The following is a 15,366-nucleotide window of genomic DNA, read 5'->3' as shown; positions in this document are numbered from 1 at the left end:
CGCGCCTCCTCGATTATTACGATTATTTGAAGGAACTATGTCTACACTCCCAGCCTGCCCGCTATGCGCGATGGAGAATACCTACGCGGACGCCGATCGCATCATTTGCGCAGATTGCGGTCATGAATGGTCAGCATCAGAAGCCGCGCCCACCGATGACGACGCGAATGCAGTGGTGAAGGACGCCAATGGCAACGTGCTGGCCAACGGCGACTCCGTGGTGCTGATCAAGGACCTGAAAGTGAAGGGCTCATCGATCACGCTGAAGGTGGGTTCGAAGGTGAAGAGCATCCGGCTGGTAGGCGGCGACCACGAGGTCGACTGCAAGATGGACGCCGGCAGCTTTATGCTGAAAGCCTGCTATTTGAAGAAGGTTTAAGGAGTAGGCGGAGGTCGAAAGCCATCGGACCGCGATGACTTTCGACGATGCCCTGCGCAGCGTTCACCCTCCCGCTATCGGATTGCCCTGGTCGTCGGTATCGAAACTCTGCGACTGGAACGCAAAGAAAAACGCGCGCCATGTGTTGTCCGCGTACGCGATCATCAGCGCGCCGTCCTGATACACGCCGTTATCCTGCTCGTACTGCCCGCCGTTGCCCTGGTTCATGTGGATGTCGTGAACGCCATTGCCCGGGACGAATTTGAAATACTGGTCCGGCTTGTTTTCTTCAGGACCCCATCGCGATCCAAATGCGTAAATGATCGACCCTTCCATGGCCATCGCCGTGACAACCGCATTTTCCAGTTTATCTTTCAGATCGTTGGTCGAGCCAGGTGCGTCGGCGGGAACGGGCACCATTGCCTTGATATCGACCAGGCCGCTGCGCACATAGTCAATGGCGAGACCGCCGGGTGTAGACGGCAGCTTGGTGAACCCAGGCGTCAACGCGCCCAGACCGCTCGTCAACGTATCGGGCAACGTATCCAGCTCTTCGAACAGAACTGTTGAAGGCGCGTGCGGCGCCGACGACTTTACGTTCGACGCAATCCGAAAAACCGTCGTTCCTGCGTGGACCAGAATTTGATAGTGGTCGTCATCGGCATTACGAAGATGACCGGTCACGGTGCCCTTGAGCACCCCGTAGTTCACTGCCATGTGTCCTCCTCGTACTAAAACCAGCAGCAACCGCTGCCCTTGCGAAATCCAGCTTCTCTCATCCCTCACCTTACTCCCGCGATCAACCCTGACATCGCCATAGCCGCCGGGCGACTTCGCGGAACGCCCATCCGACAAGCGCAATGCATGCATTGCGCTTGTCGTCGGCCAGTTCGACAGACGGCTTGGCAAGAAGTGCAATGGAAACGGCGAACGCTCGAAAACATCGTCAGAATGTGCGGTTGCCATCAAAACGTCATTAAGAAAACGGGCGCGCGGAGATCATCACAAGCACCTTTCATCTTATGTACGCTCGCAGACACATCGGCTTTTGCGAGCGGTATGTAATGTCACTAACGCGACTCTTTCGTCATGTACAGTGCCCCGTTCGACCACCGTAACCGTTTATCAGGTCCTGCGACATTCATGAATGCACCTTCCCTTTCTGACCACCACGTCAGCGACGCCCCTGATAGCCAACGAGTGGGCCGCGCGTTCGCCGCAAGGCTTGACATGACCATCAAGCGCTCCGGGCTTTCGTCCGGGCGCGTGGCGAAATCACTGGGTGTCACCGAGGGCGATGTCACGCTGTGGCGAGCTGGTATCACGCTGCCGCGAGCTGCCGACTGCCGTCGCTTGTCGGAACTCCTGCACGTGGAGATGGCGTGGCTGAACGGTGGATCGAAGCCGGTTGGCGAAGGCGAGCGCAGGTCCGACAGGGTGAATGCCATTGCCTAGCGGCGATGCGATTCACCATTGATTTTCCACCTTCGTGTAGTGTGCCGGACAATTGCCCGGCATAATCCGCCCAAAAAAACGGCGAGCATGCCAAGCAGGCGGGCTATGCTCGCTGGGTCGAATCATGTGCGGTGCGGCACCACGCTGGCGTGCGCCGCGCCCGAGGCCGAAGCAATCGCTGGCGCTACGCTGTCAAACGCGCCGCCGTATCGAAGAACTCAATCCAGCGCGTCAACAACCCGTCCTTGACCGTGCAGATGTGAACCCACTCCGACTCGAATGGTTTGCCGGTTTCGCTAAGCATTACCCGGACAAACCCGAGAACGACAATATGTTCGTTCGCGTCGATAAATTCCCGGGGTTCGAACACCGTGATCTCGCCGTCCGCAGCCAGCTCCTTGAAGAACTGCCCGACCTCCTGCCGGGTACGGCATTGCGTTGGAAAAGGTAACGAGGCGGGGCCGACGACTCGCCAGTCGACCGTCGGCGCGATGCACTCGAGGACTGCCTCGATGTCGTTGCGCCCGAACGCCTGATAAGCCCGCTTCAAAACAGCCATGGGCGTGTCCATGAATTCCTCCTTGGAGCAAATGGGTGGCGCGGGACGGTCCACCGAACGAATCGAGTTGCCGCGAAGGTCGATGCGCATGGGCGGTGTGCTTTCGCCAAGGCTTCACCGTCACAAACGGGACCTCGCCTACGTCCGATACACCGTCTCACGTGAGACGGTCAACCTCGCAATACCTTAAGGCAGCGGCGTCGATAACGACGATTACCGGCTTGTTAGCGGCTTATTAGCGGCTCGGTTTGAATGACCGGGGGTTTCCCCCGCTTCAGGATTCGCCAGTCATGAAGCAGGAAGAATCATCATAAGAACGGGAAATGACGGGAGTTTTCCAGTCATGCCGAACTTAAACGCGATGTATTAACCAGCACAATGAACGGTGTTATAGGTTGTGGCCGCCTATAAATCCAGGGTGTCGAGTGCGGATCGACTGCAGCAATGGCGGGACATACTGAAGAAAGGATGCCTAAGTATTAAGTAGCTTACTTTGAACATCCGTTGCAAGCGGCAATACGACAACCCGGGCGGCCCGATCGATTTGTCTGCCCTGAAACCGATACGTGAGAGAAGGCGTGAAGTCCCCGTCTAGGACGCAAGGCTCCAGCGCGACTTTCCCATTGCCTTCGCGACGTTGAGCGCCTTGTCGGCGGCATTGAGCGCCGTCAGCACGTCGGTGCCGTGGTCCGGAATCAATGCCACGCCAATGCTCGCGCCCACATTGACCGAGACATGCGCGGTCAGCGCAAACGGTGCAGACATTTCGCTGATCAGGCGATCCGCGAATGCAGCCGCTTCCTCATAGTTCGACGCGCTGAACGTGACGACAAATTCGTCACCGCCAATGCGAAACACCATGTCCTCCGGTCCCTTCAATGCATTGAGACGGCCCCCGATCATCACCAGCAGCAGATCTCCCGCCTCGTGGCCGTACCGGTCGTTGACGGGTTTGAAGCCATCCAGGTCGATATAAAGAACGGCGGTTTTTACGGTGCTGTCCGACACCGCTTTGTATCGGGTCTGCGACGCATGGATCAACCCGGCGCGATTCGGCAGGCTGGTCAGCGCGTCATGGCGCGCGCGGTGATCATTCTCCCGTTCCGCTTTCATGGTCGAGACAAGCAATCCGTTCAGGCGAAATGCAGCAATGCTCATGGCGACGAGGTAGAACGGAATCTGAATCAGCGTCAGGCTCAGGATGAGCTCTCTGGACATCGCCGCTGCAATACAGCACGGGCCAAGGGACAAAAGAATCATGATCCCGACCAGTCGGGGTGCGCCAAAATTCCGGAAGCAGATGCCCCCGACCATCGCGGCAGCGGACAAGCAGGAGAGCGTGGCGGCGATCCAGTCCGTGCTCAGGATGCTGATAAATGCGCCGTAACCCACGCTTGCACCCCAAAGAACGCCGAGGAGCAGATAGACATCGGTGAAGGTCGGCTGTCCGCGCCTCGCTGCACGGTGCGCCGCGACCAACAAGATCAGGCGTGCGCTGCACAGGACGACTTCGATCACCACCCAGGCGATAAATGCCGCCGAGGGTTCGCGCAGGGCGATCGCGACCGAGACAGCGATGGTATTAAGGACGCCACCGGCGAAAATAGGCAGCGTGCCGAACAGGCTTCCGATCAGCGCGACCCGGATGTCATCTGGTACGTCGGGCCCGGAATAACATAACCAGGTCGTAAATCGCCAGCGAGGCAAGCTAAACGGCGCTATTTTCGTATCCATGGATCGTTTCGTTTTATGCGCGACTGCCGGGTCAAGTTTGCTCGTCACGGCGTGGGCGCCCATCCGAGCGCTTTAGCCGAATAAGCCGGTATTCTATACTTGGCTTATGTCAGGCGATTGCGAGCGGTGCATGGGACGGGCGCTGCTTGCGGCCATTTCGCCTGATTGGCACTAAAGCGGCCACTGTGCCAATGAAGTCCACTGCCGACGGAGAAAGCCTAGAATTCAACTGCGGGCGCCGTTGTCCCTGGTGAAGGATCGGCAAACGAAAGAAGATGTGGGGTGGCTGCGACTGGTTCGCAGCATCGATGAGGCGATGGGAATCTTTTTATGTGCCGCGGCCAGCACCATCGCGTTTTGAAATTTGATTACAACACTCGCTGACCCGTGCTCGATGGTCCGCTTCCGGCTGAGTTCGATCTGATTCAAACTCAGCCGATGACACCCGTTTCCTAACCTTCCCTGTCGCGAAGCTTGCGCCTCAAGATCTTTCCTACATTGCTCTTGGGGAGATCATCGCAAAACTCGACGGCCTTCGGTCTCTTGTAACCAGTCAGCCGCTCCCGGCAAAATGCCAGGATGTCGCCCTCAGAGAGATCCGGATCACGACGCACGACGAAAAGCTTCACCGCCTCGCCCGAATGTTCGTCGCGCACACCGATCGCCGCGACCTCGAACACGCCAGGATGCGAGGCGACCACGTCCTCGATTTCGTTCGGATACACGTTGAAGCCGGACACAATGACCATGTCCTTCTTGCGGTCGACAATCCTTACGAAGCCGCGTTCATCCATGATGCCGATGTCGCCGGATTTGAAGTAGCCGTCGGGCGTCATGACGCTGGCGGTTTCATCGGGGCGGTTCCAATAGCCGGCCATCACCTGCGGTCCGAAAATGCAAATTTCGCCGGGCTCACCGTTGGCAACATCACGCCCGTCGTCGTCGCGAATCACGATGAAAGTCGAAGGCAGCGGCACACCCACGGAACCGCTGAACGCAGTACCGTTGGACGGGTTGCTTGTCGCGCACGGCGAAGTCTCGGACAGTCCATAGCCTTCAATGATCGGCTTGCCCGTCCTCTCAAACCAGCGCGCCGCTACCCCGTGCTGGATTGCCATGCCGCCGCCGTTCGCAAGCAGTAGCCGGGACAGATCGAGCGTGGCGAACCCCGGGTCGTTCAGCAGCGCGTTGTAGAGCGTGTTGACGGCCGGGAACGAGTTGATCGCGTAACCCTGCAGCGCCTTTATCATGGCGGGAATATCGCGTGGATTCGGAATGAGGATACCGAGGCCACCGGCCCGCATGGTCAGGAACGCGCATACCGTCAGCCCGAAGATGTGATACAGCGGCAAGGCGACCACGGTGACAATCGGATCGGCATTGGGACGATCGCGGGTCAACGGCTCGCGCCACGCTTCGCTCTGAAGCACGTTGGCAATCAGGTTCCTATGCAGCAGCATCGCCCCTTTGGAAACGCCCGTCGTGCCGCCGGTGTATTGCAGCACCGCCAGGTCATCAGGCTTGAGATCGGCACGCGCAAACGGGCTGCGGGCGCCTTGCGCCAACGCGTCCCAGAAACCGGTGCGCGGGGTAGGCGCCTGGCCGTCGGACGTGAGCGAGTCTGATGCTGCCATTGACACGCCCATCATCTCGCCAATCGACGTCACCACGACATGCAACACCCGCGTGTTGCGTTGGACCGCCTGCAGGACTGCATCGAATGGTTCGAGCAGGACAATCGCCTCGGCCCCGCTGTCGGCCAGTTGATGTTCGAGTTCGCGCGGCGTATAGAGCGGATTGACGTTCACGATCACATAACCGGCGCGCAGGATAGCCGCCATTGCCACCGGATATTGCAGCACATTCGGCATCATGATCGCGACCCGCGCGCCCCGGGCGAGCCCTTTCGATTGCAGCCACGCGCCGAGATTTCGCGACTGCACGTCGAGTTCCGCATACGTGAGCGTCCGGCCCATGCAGGCAAACGCTTGCCGCGACGCAAACGCCTCGAAGCTCTCGTCGAGCAGGTCCGGCAGCGAACGGTATCGCGCCGGGTCAATATCCGCGGGAACGCCGGGTGGATAGGCTTTCAACCAGGTTCTTTCCATTCTGCTTCTCATCGTGCTTCTCCTCGATGTCTAACGTGCCGCGAGCGCGGGCAAGCGTCGCGATGGCCGATCGAAGCAGCCGACAAACGCATTCAGTTGATCGATGTTTCCGCGCTCGAGCGCGGCGGTTCCTGCTTCAAGCAGTTCCGGCATCTGACCCGCGATGTCGCGCAGCATCGTGTAGAACGTGGCGGTATCGAGTGCAAGCTGGAGGTGAGCAGATGGCCACGGACGCTCGTGAACCTGAAGCACGCCCTTGCGCAATTCGAGCGCAAACGTGGCGTCCCGGTCCGTCAGCCGCAGCACGAGGATCATGTGTACATCGGCAGACAGGGCGGGATCGACACAGACGCAGAGGCGCTGTAACACGTTGCCAAGCGGTTGCGCGCGCATCACGTCCATTGACGCGAGTCCCCCGCCGCCCGCGAAAGGCAGGTCGTCATAAGCATGTTCCAGTTCGCGCGCCGCGCTCAAGTACCAGTTGCGCCAATTCGTGTTCTCGGTGCGATACCCCAACTGGCGCAACGCCTCAGCCTTGATCGTACGTGCGTCGTTATCCGTTATATCGAGTCGCACGAGTAACGTGGCAAGCTCGGCAGCCCAGCGCCAGTCACCGTCACCGATAGCCACCCAGGCGGCCGCGCGCACGGCTTCGGAACCGTTCATCATGGCGACCGTGCGACGAGCCCGCTCTCCACGCGGCAATGGATCGAGAGAAGCGGGATCGCCGTCGAACCACCCCAGTTGTCCGGTGTACACCTGCCGCACGGAATGCTTGACCGTGCCGTAGTACTCGCCCAGCCACGCATGTTGGGCCAGATGCGGCGGCAGCGATGGAATGGCCTCCGCGAGTTCGTCCTGCGTCATGCCGCGATTCATATGGCGGATCGCCTGGTCGTGGATGAACTGGATCGCGTCGCGATACACGGACAATACGTCCGCCACGGCCGCTTTGCCCGACACCGGACGGCCATGCGCGGGCACCATATGCACGGCATGGAAGTCGCGCATCATGTCGATCGTGCGATACCAGCGCACCGGATCGCGATAGCGCGTGCCGCGCAGCGTATGCACGTTCGCAAGACACTCGCCCTGGATCACCTCTGCCGACAGCAGGACGCCGAGCTCGGGCAGCCACATCACGATCTCGTCATCGGCCTCCGATGGCGCATAACGGAACTCGAAACGCACCCCGGCGAGCACGATGTCCAGGGTATCGTCGAACACGCGCGTGGGCGCAAGAAAACTCGCCGGTTCAGCAATCAGTACCGGCCCGATTCCTGCGTTGACCTTACCGGTCGCGCCTGCGGGCAACAACGTGCCGAAGCTGTACGCCGAGCGCGCGGCCAGGATAGGCGCGACCAGGTTCGCGTTGTTGATGACCGTTTCCATCAGCGAGCTGTGCGCGATGATCTCGACGCTTCCCGCCGCGAGTTGCGCCTCATCGGCGAACGCACGCACGCCGCCCGTGTGGTCCGTGTGGTTGTGGGTGTACACCACCGCCTTCACCGGCAATTGCGCGTGGCGCGGATCGATTGCGCAGAAGTCCTCATAAATGCGCTTTGCCGCCGACACCGCTTCGGTTGTATCGATCACCACGATGCCGTCGTCGCCGACCACGAAGATGATGTTCGCAATCGCATAGCCGACAGCGCAGTACACCCGCTCCGCCACGCGGTAGATACGCTGAGCCATGCGCTGCGAATGTTCCGTCAGGCGCGGCGGAACGGTCGGCGCGGCGATCGCGAAGGCGAGGTTCACGCCGGCGTCGAACGCGACATCAAGCGGCTCGCCAACGTGTGGCGCGTCAAAAGCGGGTTGGCGCGATATGCCAGCGCAACATGAGGTCATGGATGTCTCCTTGCGGCAGTCTATAAATAACATCGGAATAGGAATTCTTATTCCGTTTTTGATGAAAAAATCAGGGAGTAGCCAAAATCAGGCAACGGCAAAACTGTGTCTTGAGCCAAGGCGCGAGACGGCGGCTCGCCAGCGACAACGGGCCCGGGTCGTTCAGGACGATGTTGACCAGCATCCCCAGGATCAGTTGAAGCGCGGCTTGTACCTCGAACTCGATCGAACTTGCATCCGCTTTTTGCACATCGCGTTCTTTCACAATCGCAGCGACGAGCGGCGGCACGATCAACGCCAGCACGTCGCGGTTTGCTTCCTTGACGACGTCCCACGTCGCTCTCGGTCGCGACACGCGTAACAGCGACGCATGGAATAGTCCGCGGTTGCGGCGAAACGACTGCACGTACATCTCGACGATCGCGTCCGCGACCGCCCGTGCGTCGCCCGAGCGCCATTCGGGGCCGCTGGCGACCATGTCGCGAACACGGTTGCGACCTTCGGTCATTGCGCGGTCGAGCACCACGTCGAAAAACATGTCCTTGCTGTCAAAGCGACGATAGAACGCGCCAATAGAAGTGCCCGAGCGTTCAACGATATCCGTGATGGACAGATCGTCCAGGTTGCCACTCACCTCAATCAGTTCGCGGCCAGCCTGTAGCATCTTCTCCAGCCCGATCTGGCTGCGCGCCTGCCGCGGCACCGCGAGGGCGGATTCAACTGCTGCGCGACTGCGTGCCTGGGGTCGGGTCATGGGGCCTGGTGAACGACGTTGCATGAAACGGAATCTGGATTCCGGATCCTCGGTGAACGCCGGCGCTTTGTCAACCCGCCCAAGGGAAAGCCCTATGCCTGCGCGCGGCGCGGTTACATCAATCCGCGCGCGGCCGTATTGGCGTCGTCCATGACTTTTTCGGTCAACGCAAACGCCGCGCTGGCTGCCGGCGAATGGGTCCGCTCAGCCAGGGATACAAGGGCGAAGTCAAGGCTCAGTTTCGGCGGATGGGTGAGCGAAATGCGCGCGAGGCGCTGGGCCTCCAGGTCGCGCCGGACGGCCGAGGCCGTCGCGAACAGCACAGCATCGGTTCGGGCCACGACCTCCTTGAGCACGGCGACGTCATTGCACTCGACCTGCAACGGAATTTCCTCGTGCGCGCGATACTTGAGCAGGCGATGCAGCGCGTCTTTCATAAACCCAGGCAGCGACACGGAAACAAGCGGGAACTCACGCAGCGCGGAGAGCGGCACCGGGCCGCGCACGAGCAGTGGATGATCCGGCCGGGCAAACCAGCCGCCTTCATGACGCGGCAACCGGTGCAACGCCAGGTCCGGCGCGACGGGCGGAACGCGCCGGTCCGTCACCACGAAATCGACCCGTTCCGCGCGAAGCTTCTGCATGAGTTCATCGCCTTCGCTCAGCTCGATCAGCACCTTGATCTTGGGAAAGCGCCGTGAAAACTCAACCAGCAGATCTGGCAACAGCACGACAGCCGCGTAGGGCCCCAAGCCTATCTTCACCTCGCCGAGTTCGTGTGCCTTGAGCAACTCGACATCACGAAACATGCACCGTGTTTCGAACAGGACACGCCGGGCGCGCTCGACCAGAAGGCGGCCGGCAGCCGTCAGCGCGACTCCGCGCGCGGCACGATCGAAGAGCTTCATGCCGAGTTCGTCCTCAAGCGCCTGGATGCTGCGGCTCAGCGCGGGCTGGCTCAAATGAACGCGGCTGGCAGCGCGGGCAAAACTTCCTTCCTCAGCCAGCGCAACCACGTGAGAGAGCCGGCGAGAATTGATTTCATGCATTGTTTGCAACTTCCCGATAAAGATATTGCACTTGAACTATTGCGTTATACCACCTCAAATGGGCGCAAACGTGCGGCCAGGACCGCTTCGATAAGCTCAATACAGAGCCGCACACAGGAGACGTTATTGAAAACCACCTCATTGCGCACCGCTCCAAAACCCGCCTTGTCCGCTACGGTGTCCACGTGCTGTCATCGTCATCGGTAACGCGTCGGGGTACGACGAGTTCGTTACCCCCTGCCAGGGCATTCTCAGGAGCACTCGATGTTTGAAGCAAAAGATTCCGGATTCGTGTTGGACCGCTCTGCACCCGTGGCAGCAACCAACCGTCGGCGCTGGGTGATCGTAGCGTCGCTCTTTCTTTTCATGGCGATCAATTTCGCCGACAAGGCCGTGCTGGGCCTCGTCGCCCTGCCACTCATGCGAGACATGCAACTGACGCATGCGCAGTTTGGAATTGTCGGAAGCGCGTTTTTCCTGCTTTTCGCGTTGTCGGGAATCAGCGTCGGGCTGGTTGCCGACCGCCTCAACGTGAAATGGCTGATGGCCGGCCTTGCCCTGGTGTGGGTGATCGCGCAATTGCCGCTTGCGTGGCCAACCAGCTTCGCCGTGCTGCTGGCCTGTCGAATCCTGCTTGGTGCGGGAGAAGGGCCGGCGTCGCCGCTCGCGCTTCACGTTGTGTACACCTGGTTCGAGGATCATGAACGCGCCCTGCCGACCACCATCGTCCAGCAAGGCGCCACGACCGGCATCATCCTGGCGGGGCCGGTGCTCACCTTTATCGCTCAACGCTGGTATTGGCACGCGGCTTTTCTATCGCTGGGTGTGGTCGGCGTCATGTGGACGATCCTTTGGCTGGGCGTGGGAAAAAGCGGCGACGCGCACCGCCGCCAGCCGCTCGGGAATGCGCTGCGCGCCGGCTGGTCGCCGGTCCGCTCGAGTGTGAGTTATAGGCGCCTTCTCACCGACCGGACCGTGATCGGCGTGCTGCTGCAGGGGCTTGTCGGCTATTCGGTGATAGCGATCGGCGTGACCTGGGTACCCAGCTATTTTCGGGTGGCGCTCGGGTTCAGCGCCACCGAGGCGGGCTGGCTCTTCGCGCTGCAAGTGGCAGCGCAAATTCCCATCGGGCTCGCGCTGGCCATGTTGTCGCATCGGATGCTCGCACGCGGTGTGTCGTCACGGCTGGCGCGTGGCGGGCTGGTCAGCAGCGCATGCGTCGTGAGTGGAATGGCGTACTGCATGCTGTATGTCGATGCCCCACCGTTCGCAAAAGTGGCGCTGATGGCGCTGGCGAGCGCGCTGGCCCTCCAGGCGTTCACGTTCGGCCCGCTGCTGGTAGCCGAAGTCACGCCGGATTCACGGCGCGGCGCGATGCTGGCGATCACGAATTCGATTGCAACGTTGGCGGGTTTGATTGCCCCTGCGGCGATGGGCAAGGTGCTCGGCGTGGTGGCGAACAATCGAGGATATGAGTTGGGCTTTGCCGCCACCGGCGTGCTGTTGGTCGTGGTGGGCGCAGCAGGATTCATGCTGCTCAATCCGCAACGCTCGCATAAGCATCTGCAACAATCCGCCATCGGTTGAAAACGCTTTTAATTCCGGGAACGTTGTTTCTGGAATGCCGGAGCAAAAACTGCGGCGCCCGGCATTTTGCCGGGCGCCGCAGTTTTGATCCGGTCAGCAGTAACAACAGTAACGTTAGAACTGGTGACGCAGACCTGCCATCGCGCCCACTTGCGTACCCTTCTGAGCCAGCCCGACGCCGTTGACACCTTGCAATTGCGCGCCGATCAGGTCTCCCCGGTATTGCGAGTAATCTGCTTCCACGTACACGTCAGTACGCTTGGACAAGTTGTAGTCAGCCACCAGCTGATACTGCCACGCTGACCCGTCCTTCGATTGGGTCTTGCCATCCTGCAGCGTACGCCAGACGTTCGCCGCAAAGTGCCACGCGTTACCCACCTGCTGCGTCACGCCTCCCATGATCATCCGACGCTTTGAAAAGTCCGTGTACTTGAGCGCTGTCAGGGCAGCAGCCGTGAACGGTCCGTTAGCGAAATTGGAGAAACCGGCATCGTTCTGGTCGACGATGTACCCCAGCGCAAATCGCGTCTTGTCCCATGTGTACGATCCCCCGAAGGTCCATGACTTCGAATCGCTGCCGTTGACGGAGTCTTTCGATTCCTTGTAGGCGCCACCCAGCGAGACCGGACCGCCCGCCGGCGCGTAGGCGGCGGCCACGCCCATCTCGCTGCCGTACGACATGTGACCCGCAACACCACCGAACGCATAGGCCGTCGAGACCATGAGGTCGTGAGCATGAAACTGGTACTGGACCTGATTGCTCGTCCAGATCCCGCCGGTCATTGTCACCTCGGGCTGGAAGCTGAAGTCATACGGAACCCACGGATTGCTGCCGTATCCGCCAATCGTGATCCCTTCGATCATCACGTTGTACTGACGACCTACGATGACCTGACCATACGTACTCGAACGTATTCCGACCTGTGCTTCGTTGAAATACGGCAACGTGGGATCGCTTTGACCGTTGTTGATGTCGAATCGATTTTCGAGCTTGAAGAAGGTCGACCAACCGTCCCCCAGATCCTCGACACCCTTCAGGCCCCAGCGGCTCTGCGTCAGACCGCCATTGCCAAGTGCCACGCTTGAATCACCCGCTTTGTTGGCGTTCGTCATGTAGCGGACGCTTTCATCGACAACGCCATACAACGTGACGCTCGATTGCGCATGGGCTTGCTGACAAGCCAACGCGACCGGCAGCAAGGCATAACGCCACTTGCTCAACTTCCTCATATTGTCTCCGCTTTTTTGAGTATCGCTTTCTACTTGATTGGTGGCTTTGTGCCGGAATCGACAGCCTCACCATCTCCATGCAAAGGCTTGTCGATTCGTCCTGCTGACTTACAAGACGGTGCTTGCGTCTTCAATTTGACGGTAAGCTTGTAATAATTCCAGTGCATTGTTGTTATCGTCTGGATGCACTCACTGCATGGAGTGCGAGGTGCGCCGGAAGGCTGGCAGAGGCTTTAAGCCGGGACAGGCCGCTGCCAGCCGCCAAAGGGCCCTTTTGCAAAATCCGCCGGGGTGGTGATCACGAGCGCGTTGTCACGAGGCGCGAGCCTGCAATAAGCGATCTGAAGATGGCAACCGTTGTACAGCCGCCGCAGTCCTGTCTTCGAGGCGCAGTTCAGTGAAGTCGAACTGATCTTCGCGAATGCGACGCATCCGTCTGCCGGTGCGTGGACCGGGAGCATCGCCGCCCGGTCGCGATATTGCCAATGCGGATGCCTGAGGTTGCTGAGAGAGTTCAGGAGACTGTCGCTAGCGGAGGAACCAGTCATTAGGACTGCTGCCGCCGACGCCGCCATGGAACAGGAAGTAGTCGAAGGCGCCGGCGCGCAACCTGTCGGTCAACGCAAAAGCACCCGACGCGGTCGTGCCGCCGTTGAGTGTCTGCACGACCTGGATGCCGTTGGCCTGCGTCTCGGCACCGGGGCCGATGGCGTTGCGGACCGTGAGATCCGTCGTCCCGGTCGCGGCGCCCCCGTTCACGACCAGCTTGTCTGACGGAGAGCCGTCGGCACCCAGATAGCTATTGATCGTGATAGCGCTGCCGAGCCCGTATAGCTTCCCACAGTCACGGTCCTGTAACTTGTGGCCTGGGTGGGGTCGCCAGCCGGCGTCGCGAACAGGATGCTGCTCGCATTGTTGGCGAGGCTGGTCGCGTTGGAATTGCCCGTGACCGTCCACTCGGTACCGTCGTGCAGCGTGACGGCGGACGTCCTGCCGGAACCGGTGGTAATCGCGCCGCTCAGCGTCGAGGCGCCCGCGTCGAAGGTCGTTGCCGACGCAGACCCAGTGGTACTGAGCAGGACGCCGTTGTTGTCGGTGACAGTCGATCCGGTCACCGCAATGTTCGCGTTGGCACCGCTCACGTGCAGCGAGTCGGCCGTGGAACTGAGCGTCGTACCGTTGAGTTCAAGCGTATTGGTGGCGCCCGCCGCGCCGTTGACCAGTAGTCCGAACGTTCCTCTACCCGACGCCGTCACCGGACCGCCAGTGATTGCGAGCGTGCCACCGCCTTGTACCGTAGCGGCTGATGACTGGTTGGCCGTCACATTGATCGGTACGTTCACCGCCGTGACCGTTGCGCCCTGCGCCATCAAGCCGGTTTCGCCACTTGTCCCGTTCAATGTGACGGAACCGCCAGTCAACGCGATATCGCTATTGCTGGTGGACTTCACCGCGACATTTCCGCCCGAGCCGGACACGCTGATCGCGACACCATTGCCCATGAACGTGCTGCCGTTTTCCGACAGCACGCCGACGACACCGCCGCCAGGAGACACCAGGCTGAGTGCGCCGCCCGTCAGCGCGATATCTCCACCGTTGTTGCTGTGGGCGACGAAATCTCCGCCGCCGCCCGCCCCCGTCACGGTGACGTTGGCGCCTGTAATCTGGCTGCCTGCGCCGTCGGCTAGCAGGCCCGTGCCACCCCCGCCGCCTGGCGAAAAGGCGATAGTGGCGCTATTCAGGAATGTAATGTGGCCACCGGCGGTTGCTCTCGCTGCGACGTTCCCGCCCCCCGAAGGAAGGCCGATGTTGAGACCATCCGCTGTGATCTGGCTGGACACCCCGGTCGCAAACAGGCCGACGAGGCCACCGCCGTTGGGAGCCGAAATAATCGACGGCCCAGCGACGTCATCCTGACCGAGGCTGACGGACGCTCCTCCCGAAGCCGTCACCGCGACGCCATACGGCACGGATAGCGTGACGCCATACGGCACGGATAGCGTGACGCCATACGGCACGGATAGCGTGACGCCAGCCGCCGTAGTCGTCCCATTACCCGTTGCGGTGATCCGGTTGACGGGAGGGACGACCGTACAGGTCCCGCCGGTATTGGTAACGCCGCCTTGCCCGTCGGGAGCGCACGCGGCCTGCGCGGTGGAAACGCCACCTGCCACCACGAACGAAGCGAACATCGTACGCAATGCGCATACGACGTCGCGCTGGAAGCAATGATAATTGCCTTTTGCAGGCGTCTGGACAAACAAGTTGCCTGGCAGCATCGATCTGCCCCCGACAAAGTCAGCCTGCCTTTAGTTTTGTCGATGAAAGGCATTTATGCAATATTAAATATGACGTTAACGCGCCTCTTCAACATGACCGGCTTTGCGGGCAGCACGCCTCGATCTCCGATCACACGAGCGACCGCCCGATACAACTACGACCACCCCGCAACGGCGGCTTTCACGCAAATTCCTGCTGCCCACCCATCCTTGAATGAGCCTTCACTGGGACGGCTCCGACTCCAGCCGCTTTAAGGCAACGACAGGGTGCCTCCCCGCGCTGATGCGAGTGACCGGTAACGGTCTGGGTCGCTCCCTGTCTTTGTTCGTATGTCTGCTTGGTATTCCAATGCCGGTTCCGCACGAGCGGGCCGGTCATTC

Annotated in this window: 14 protein-coding genes; 3 read left to right on the top strand and 11 right to left on the bottom strand. The window is 60.5% G+C overall.

Translation table 11 applies throughout. The features are described from left to right. Positions 1-37 precede the first annotated feature (37 nt). Positions 38-379, top strand: coding sequence for a zinc ribbon domain-containing protein YjdM (locus ACSQ36_RS35555; protein ID WP_436185703.1), 342 nt, complete (start codon positions 38-40; stop codon positions 377-379). A gap of 63 nt (positions 380-442) precedes the next feature. Here the strand turns inward: ACSQ36_RS35555 and ACSQ36_RS35550 are convergent, their stop codons facing one another. Continuing rightward, positions 443-1,096: a DUF2278 family protein gene (locus tag ACSQ36_RS35550; protein WP_436185702.1), complete on the bottom strand. Its 654-nt coding sequence runs from the start codon at positions 1,094-1,096 to the stop codon at positions 443-445. Positions 1,097-1,522: 426 nt separating this feature from the next. On the opposite strand from ACSQ36_RS35550, the gene ACSQ36_RS35545 reads away from it, so the two are divergent. Continuing rightward, entirely contained in the window at positions 1,523-1,834 is a 312-nt protein-coding gene (locus ACSQ36_RS35545) for a hypothetical protein (protein WP_436185701.1), read from the top strand. A 184-nt stretch (positions 1,835-2,018) separates the two neighbouring features. On the opposite strand, the gene ACSQ36_RS35540 is transcribed toward ACSQ36_RS35545, so the two are convergent. The 6 genes from ACSQ36_RS35540 to ACSQ36_RS35515 all read right to left on the bottom strand — a co-directional run bounded on the left by ACSQ36_RS35540 (position 2,019) and on the right by ACSQ36_RS35515 (position 9,889). Then, positions 2,019-2,405 (bottom strand): nuclear transport factor 2 family protein, encoded by a 387-nt coding sequence (locus ACSQ36_RS35540; RefSeq protein ID WP_213768389.1) that lies wholly within the window; start codon positions 2,403-2,405, stop codon positions 2,019-2,021. 579 nt (positions 2,406-2,984) lie between these two features. Then, positions 2,985-4,127, bottom strand: coding sequence for a diguanylate cyclase domain-containing protein (locus tag ACSQ36_RS35535; RefSeq protein ID WP_436185700.1), 1,143 nt, complete (start codon positions 4,125-4,127; stop codon positions 2,985-2,987). Between the two features lie 452 nt (positions 4,128-4,579). After that, positions 4,580-6,235, bottom strand: coding sequence for a long-chain-fatty-acid--CoA ligase (locus ACSQ36_RS35530; protein WP_436185699.1), 1,656 nt, complete (start codon positions 6,233-6,235; stop codon positions 4,580-4,582). Positions 6,236-6,265: 30 nt separating this feature from the next. Next, positions 6,266-8,086, bottom strand: a complete 1,821-nt coding sequence (locus ACSQ36_RS35525; protein WP_436185698.1) for an alkyl sulfatase dimerization domain-containing protein — start codon at positions 8,084-8,086, stop codon at positions 6,266-6,268. A 70-nt stretch (positions 8,087-8,156) separates the two neighbouring features. Next, positions 8,157-8,840, bottom strand: a complete 684-nt coding sequence (locus ACSQ36_RS35520; protein WP_436185697.1) for a TetR/AcrR family transcriptional regulator — start codon at positions 8,838-8,840, stop codon at positions 8,157-8,159. A 113-nt stretch (positions 8,841-8,953) separates the two neighbouring features. After that, the gene (locus ACSQ36_RS35515; RefSeq protein WP_436185696.1) at positions 8,954-9,889 is read right to left on the bottom strand and encodes a LysR family transcriptional regulator; all 936 of its coding nucleotides are present in this window, start codon (positions 9,887-9,889) and stop codon (positions 8,954-8,956) included. A gap of 264 nt (positions 9,890-10,153) precedes the next feature. Here ACSQ36_RS35515 and ACSQ36_RS35510 point away from each other — a divergent pair, with 264 nt between their 5' ends. Next, positions 10,154-11,476: an MFS transporter gene (locus tag ACSQ36_RS35510; RefSeq protein ID WP_436185695.1), complete on the top strand. Its 1,323-nt coding sequence runs from the start codon at positions 10,154-10,156 to the stop codon at positions 11,474-11,476. Between the two features lie 114 nt (positions 11,477-11,590). On the opposite strand, the gene ACSQ36_RS35505 is transcribed toward ACSQ36_RS35510, so the two are convergent. The 4 genes from ACSQ36_RS35505 to ACSQ36_RS35490 all read right to left on the bottom strand — a co-directional run bounded on the left by ACSQ36_RS35505 (position 11,591) and on the right by ACSQ36_RS35490 (position 14,985). After that, positions 11,591-12,706, bottom strand: coding sequence for a porin (locus ACSQ36_RS35505; RefSeq protein ID WP_213768383.1), 1,116 nt, complete (start codon positions 12,704-12,706; stop codon positions 11,591-11,593). Positions 12,707-12,939: 233 nt separating this feature from the next. Next, complete coding sequence (locus ACSQ36_RS35500; RefSeq protein ID WP_436185694.1) at positions 12,940-13,254, bottom strand: hypothetical protein; 315 nt, start codon at positions 13,252-13,254, stop codon at positions 12,940-12,942. Continuing rightward, on the bottom strand, positions 13,235-13,501 hold the full coding sequence (locus ACSQ36_RS35495) for an autotransporter outer membrane beta-barrel domain-containing protein (protein WP_436186453.1): 267 nt from the start codon (positions 13,499-13,501) through the stop codon (positions 13,235-13,237). The genes ACSQ36_RS35500 and ACSQ36_RS35495 overlap by 20 nt, the downstream gene beginning before the upstream one ends. Continuing rightward, on the bottom strand, positions 13,462-14,985 hold the full coding sequence (locus tag ACSQ36_RS35490; protein ID WP_436185693.1) for a beta strand repeat-containing protein: 1,524 nt from the start codon (positions 14,983-14,985) through the stop codon (positions 13,462-13,464). The genes ACSQ36_RS35495 and ACSQ36_RS35490 overlap by 40 nt, the downstream gene beginning before the upstream one ends. Positions 14,986-15,366 lie beyond the last annotated feature (381 nt).

Origin of the sequence: Caballeronia sp. LjRoot34 (genome assembly GCF_964253815.1) — a bacterium.
Classification (GTDB): Bacteria; Pseudomonadota; Gammaproteobacteria; order Burkholderiales; family Burkholderiaceae; genus Caballeronia.
Note: the sequence above shows the minus strand (reverse complement) of the source record. Positions and strands in the feature narration are given on the sequence as shown.

Coding starts and splice junctions, on each gene's coding strand:
- ACSQ36_RS35520 (WP_436185697.1), bottom strand. CDS start 8,840: ATGACCCGACCCCAGGCACGCAGTCGCGCAGCAGTTGAATCCGCCCTC.
- ACSQ36_RS35535 (WP_436185700.1), bottom strand. CDS start 4,127: ATGGATACGAAAATAGCGCCGTTTAGCTTGCCTCGCTGGCGATTTACG.
- ACSQ36_RS35550 (WP_436185702.1), bottom strand. CDS start 1,096: ATGGCAGTGAACTACGGGGTGCTCAAGGGCACCGTGACCGGTCATCTT.
- ACSQ36_RS35545 (WP_436185701.1), top strand. CDS start 1,523: ATGAATGCACCTTCCCTTTCTGACCACCACGTCAGCGACGCCCCTGAT.
- ACSQ36_RS35490 (WP_436185693.1), bottom strand. CDS start 14,985: ATGCTGCCAGGCAACTTGTTTGTCCAGACGCCTGCAAAAGGCAATTAT.
- ACSQ36_RS35530 (WP_436185699.1), bottom strand. CDS start 6,235: ATGGAAAGAACCTGGTTGAAAGCCTATCCACCCGGCGTTCCCGCGGAT.
- ACSQ36_RS35505 (WP_213768383.1), bottom strand. CDS start 12,706: ATGAGGAAGTTGAGCAAGTGGCGTTATGCCTTGCTGCCGGTCGCGTTG.
- ACSQ36_RS35515 (WP_436185696.1), bottom strand. CDS start 9,889: ATGCATGAAATCAATTCTCGCCGGCTCTCTCACGTGGTTGCGCTGGCT.
- ACSQ36_RS35540 (WP_213768389.1), bottom strand. CDS start 2,405: ATGGACACGCCCATGGCTGTTTTGAAGCGGGCTTATCAGGCGTTCGGG.
- ACSQ36_RS35555 (WP_436185703.1), top strand. CDS start 38: ATGTCTACACTCCCAGCCTGCCCGCTATGCGCGATGGAGAATACCTAC.
- ACSQ36_RS35510 (WP_436185695.1), top strand. CDS start 10,154: ATGTTTGAAGCAAAAGATTCCGGATTCGTGTTGGACCGCTCTGCACCC.
- ACSQ36_RS35525 (WP_436185698.1), bottom strand. CDS start 8,086: ATGACCTCATGTTGCGCTGGCATATCGCGCCAACCCGCTTTTGACGCG.
- ACSQ36_RS35500 (WP_436185694.1), bottom strand. CDS start 13,254: ATGACTGGTTCCTCCGCTAGCGACAGTCTCCTGAACTCTCTCAGCAAC.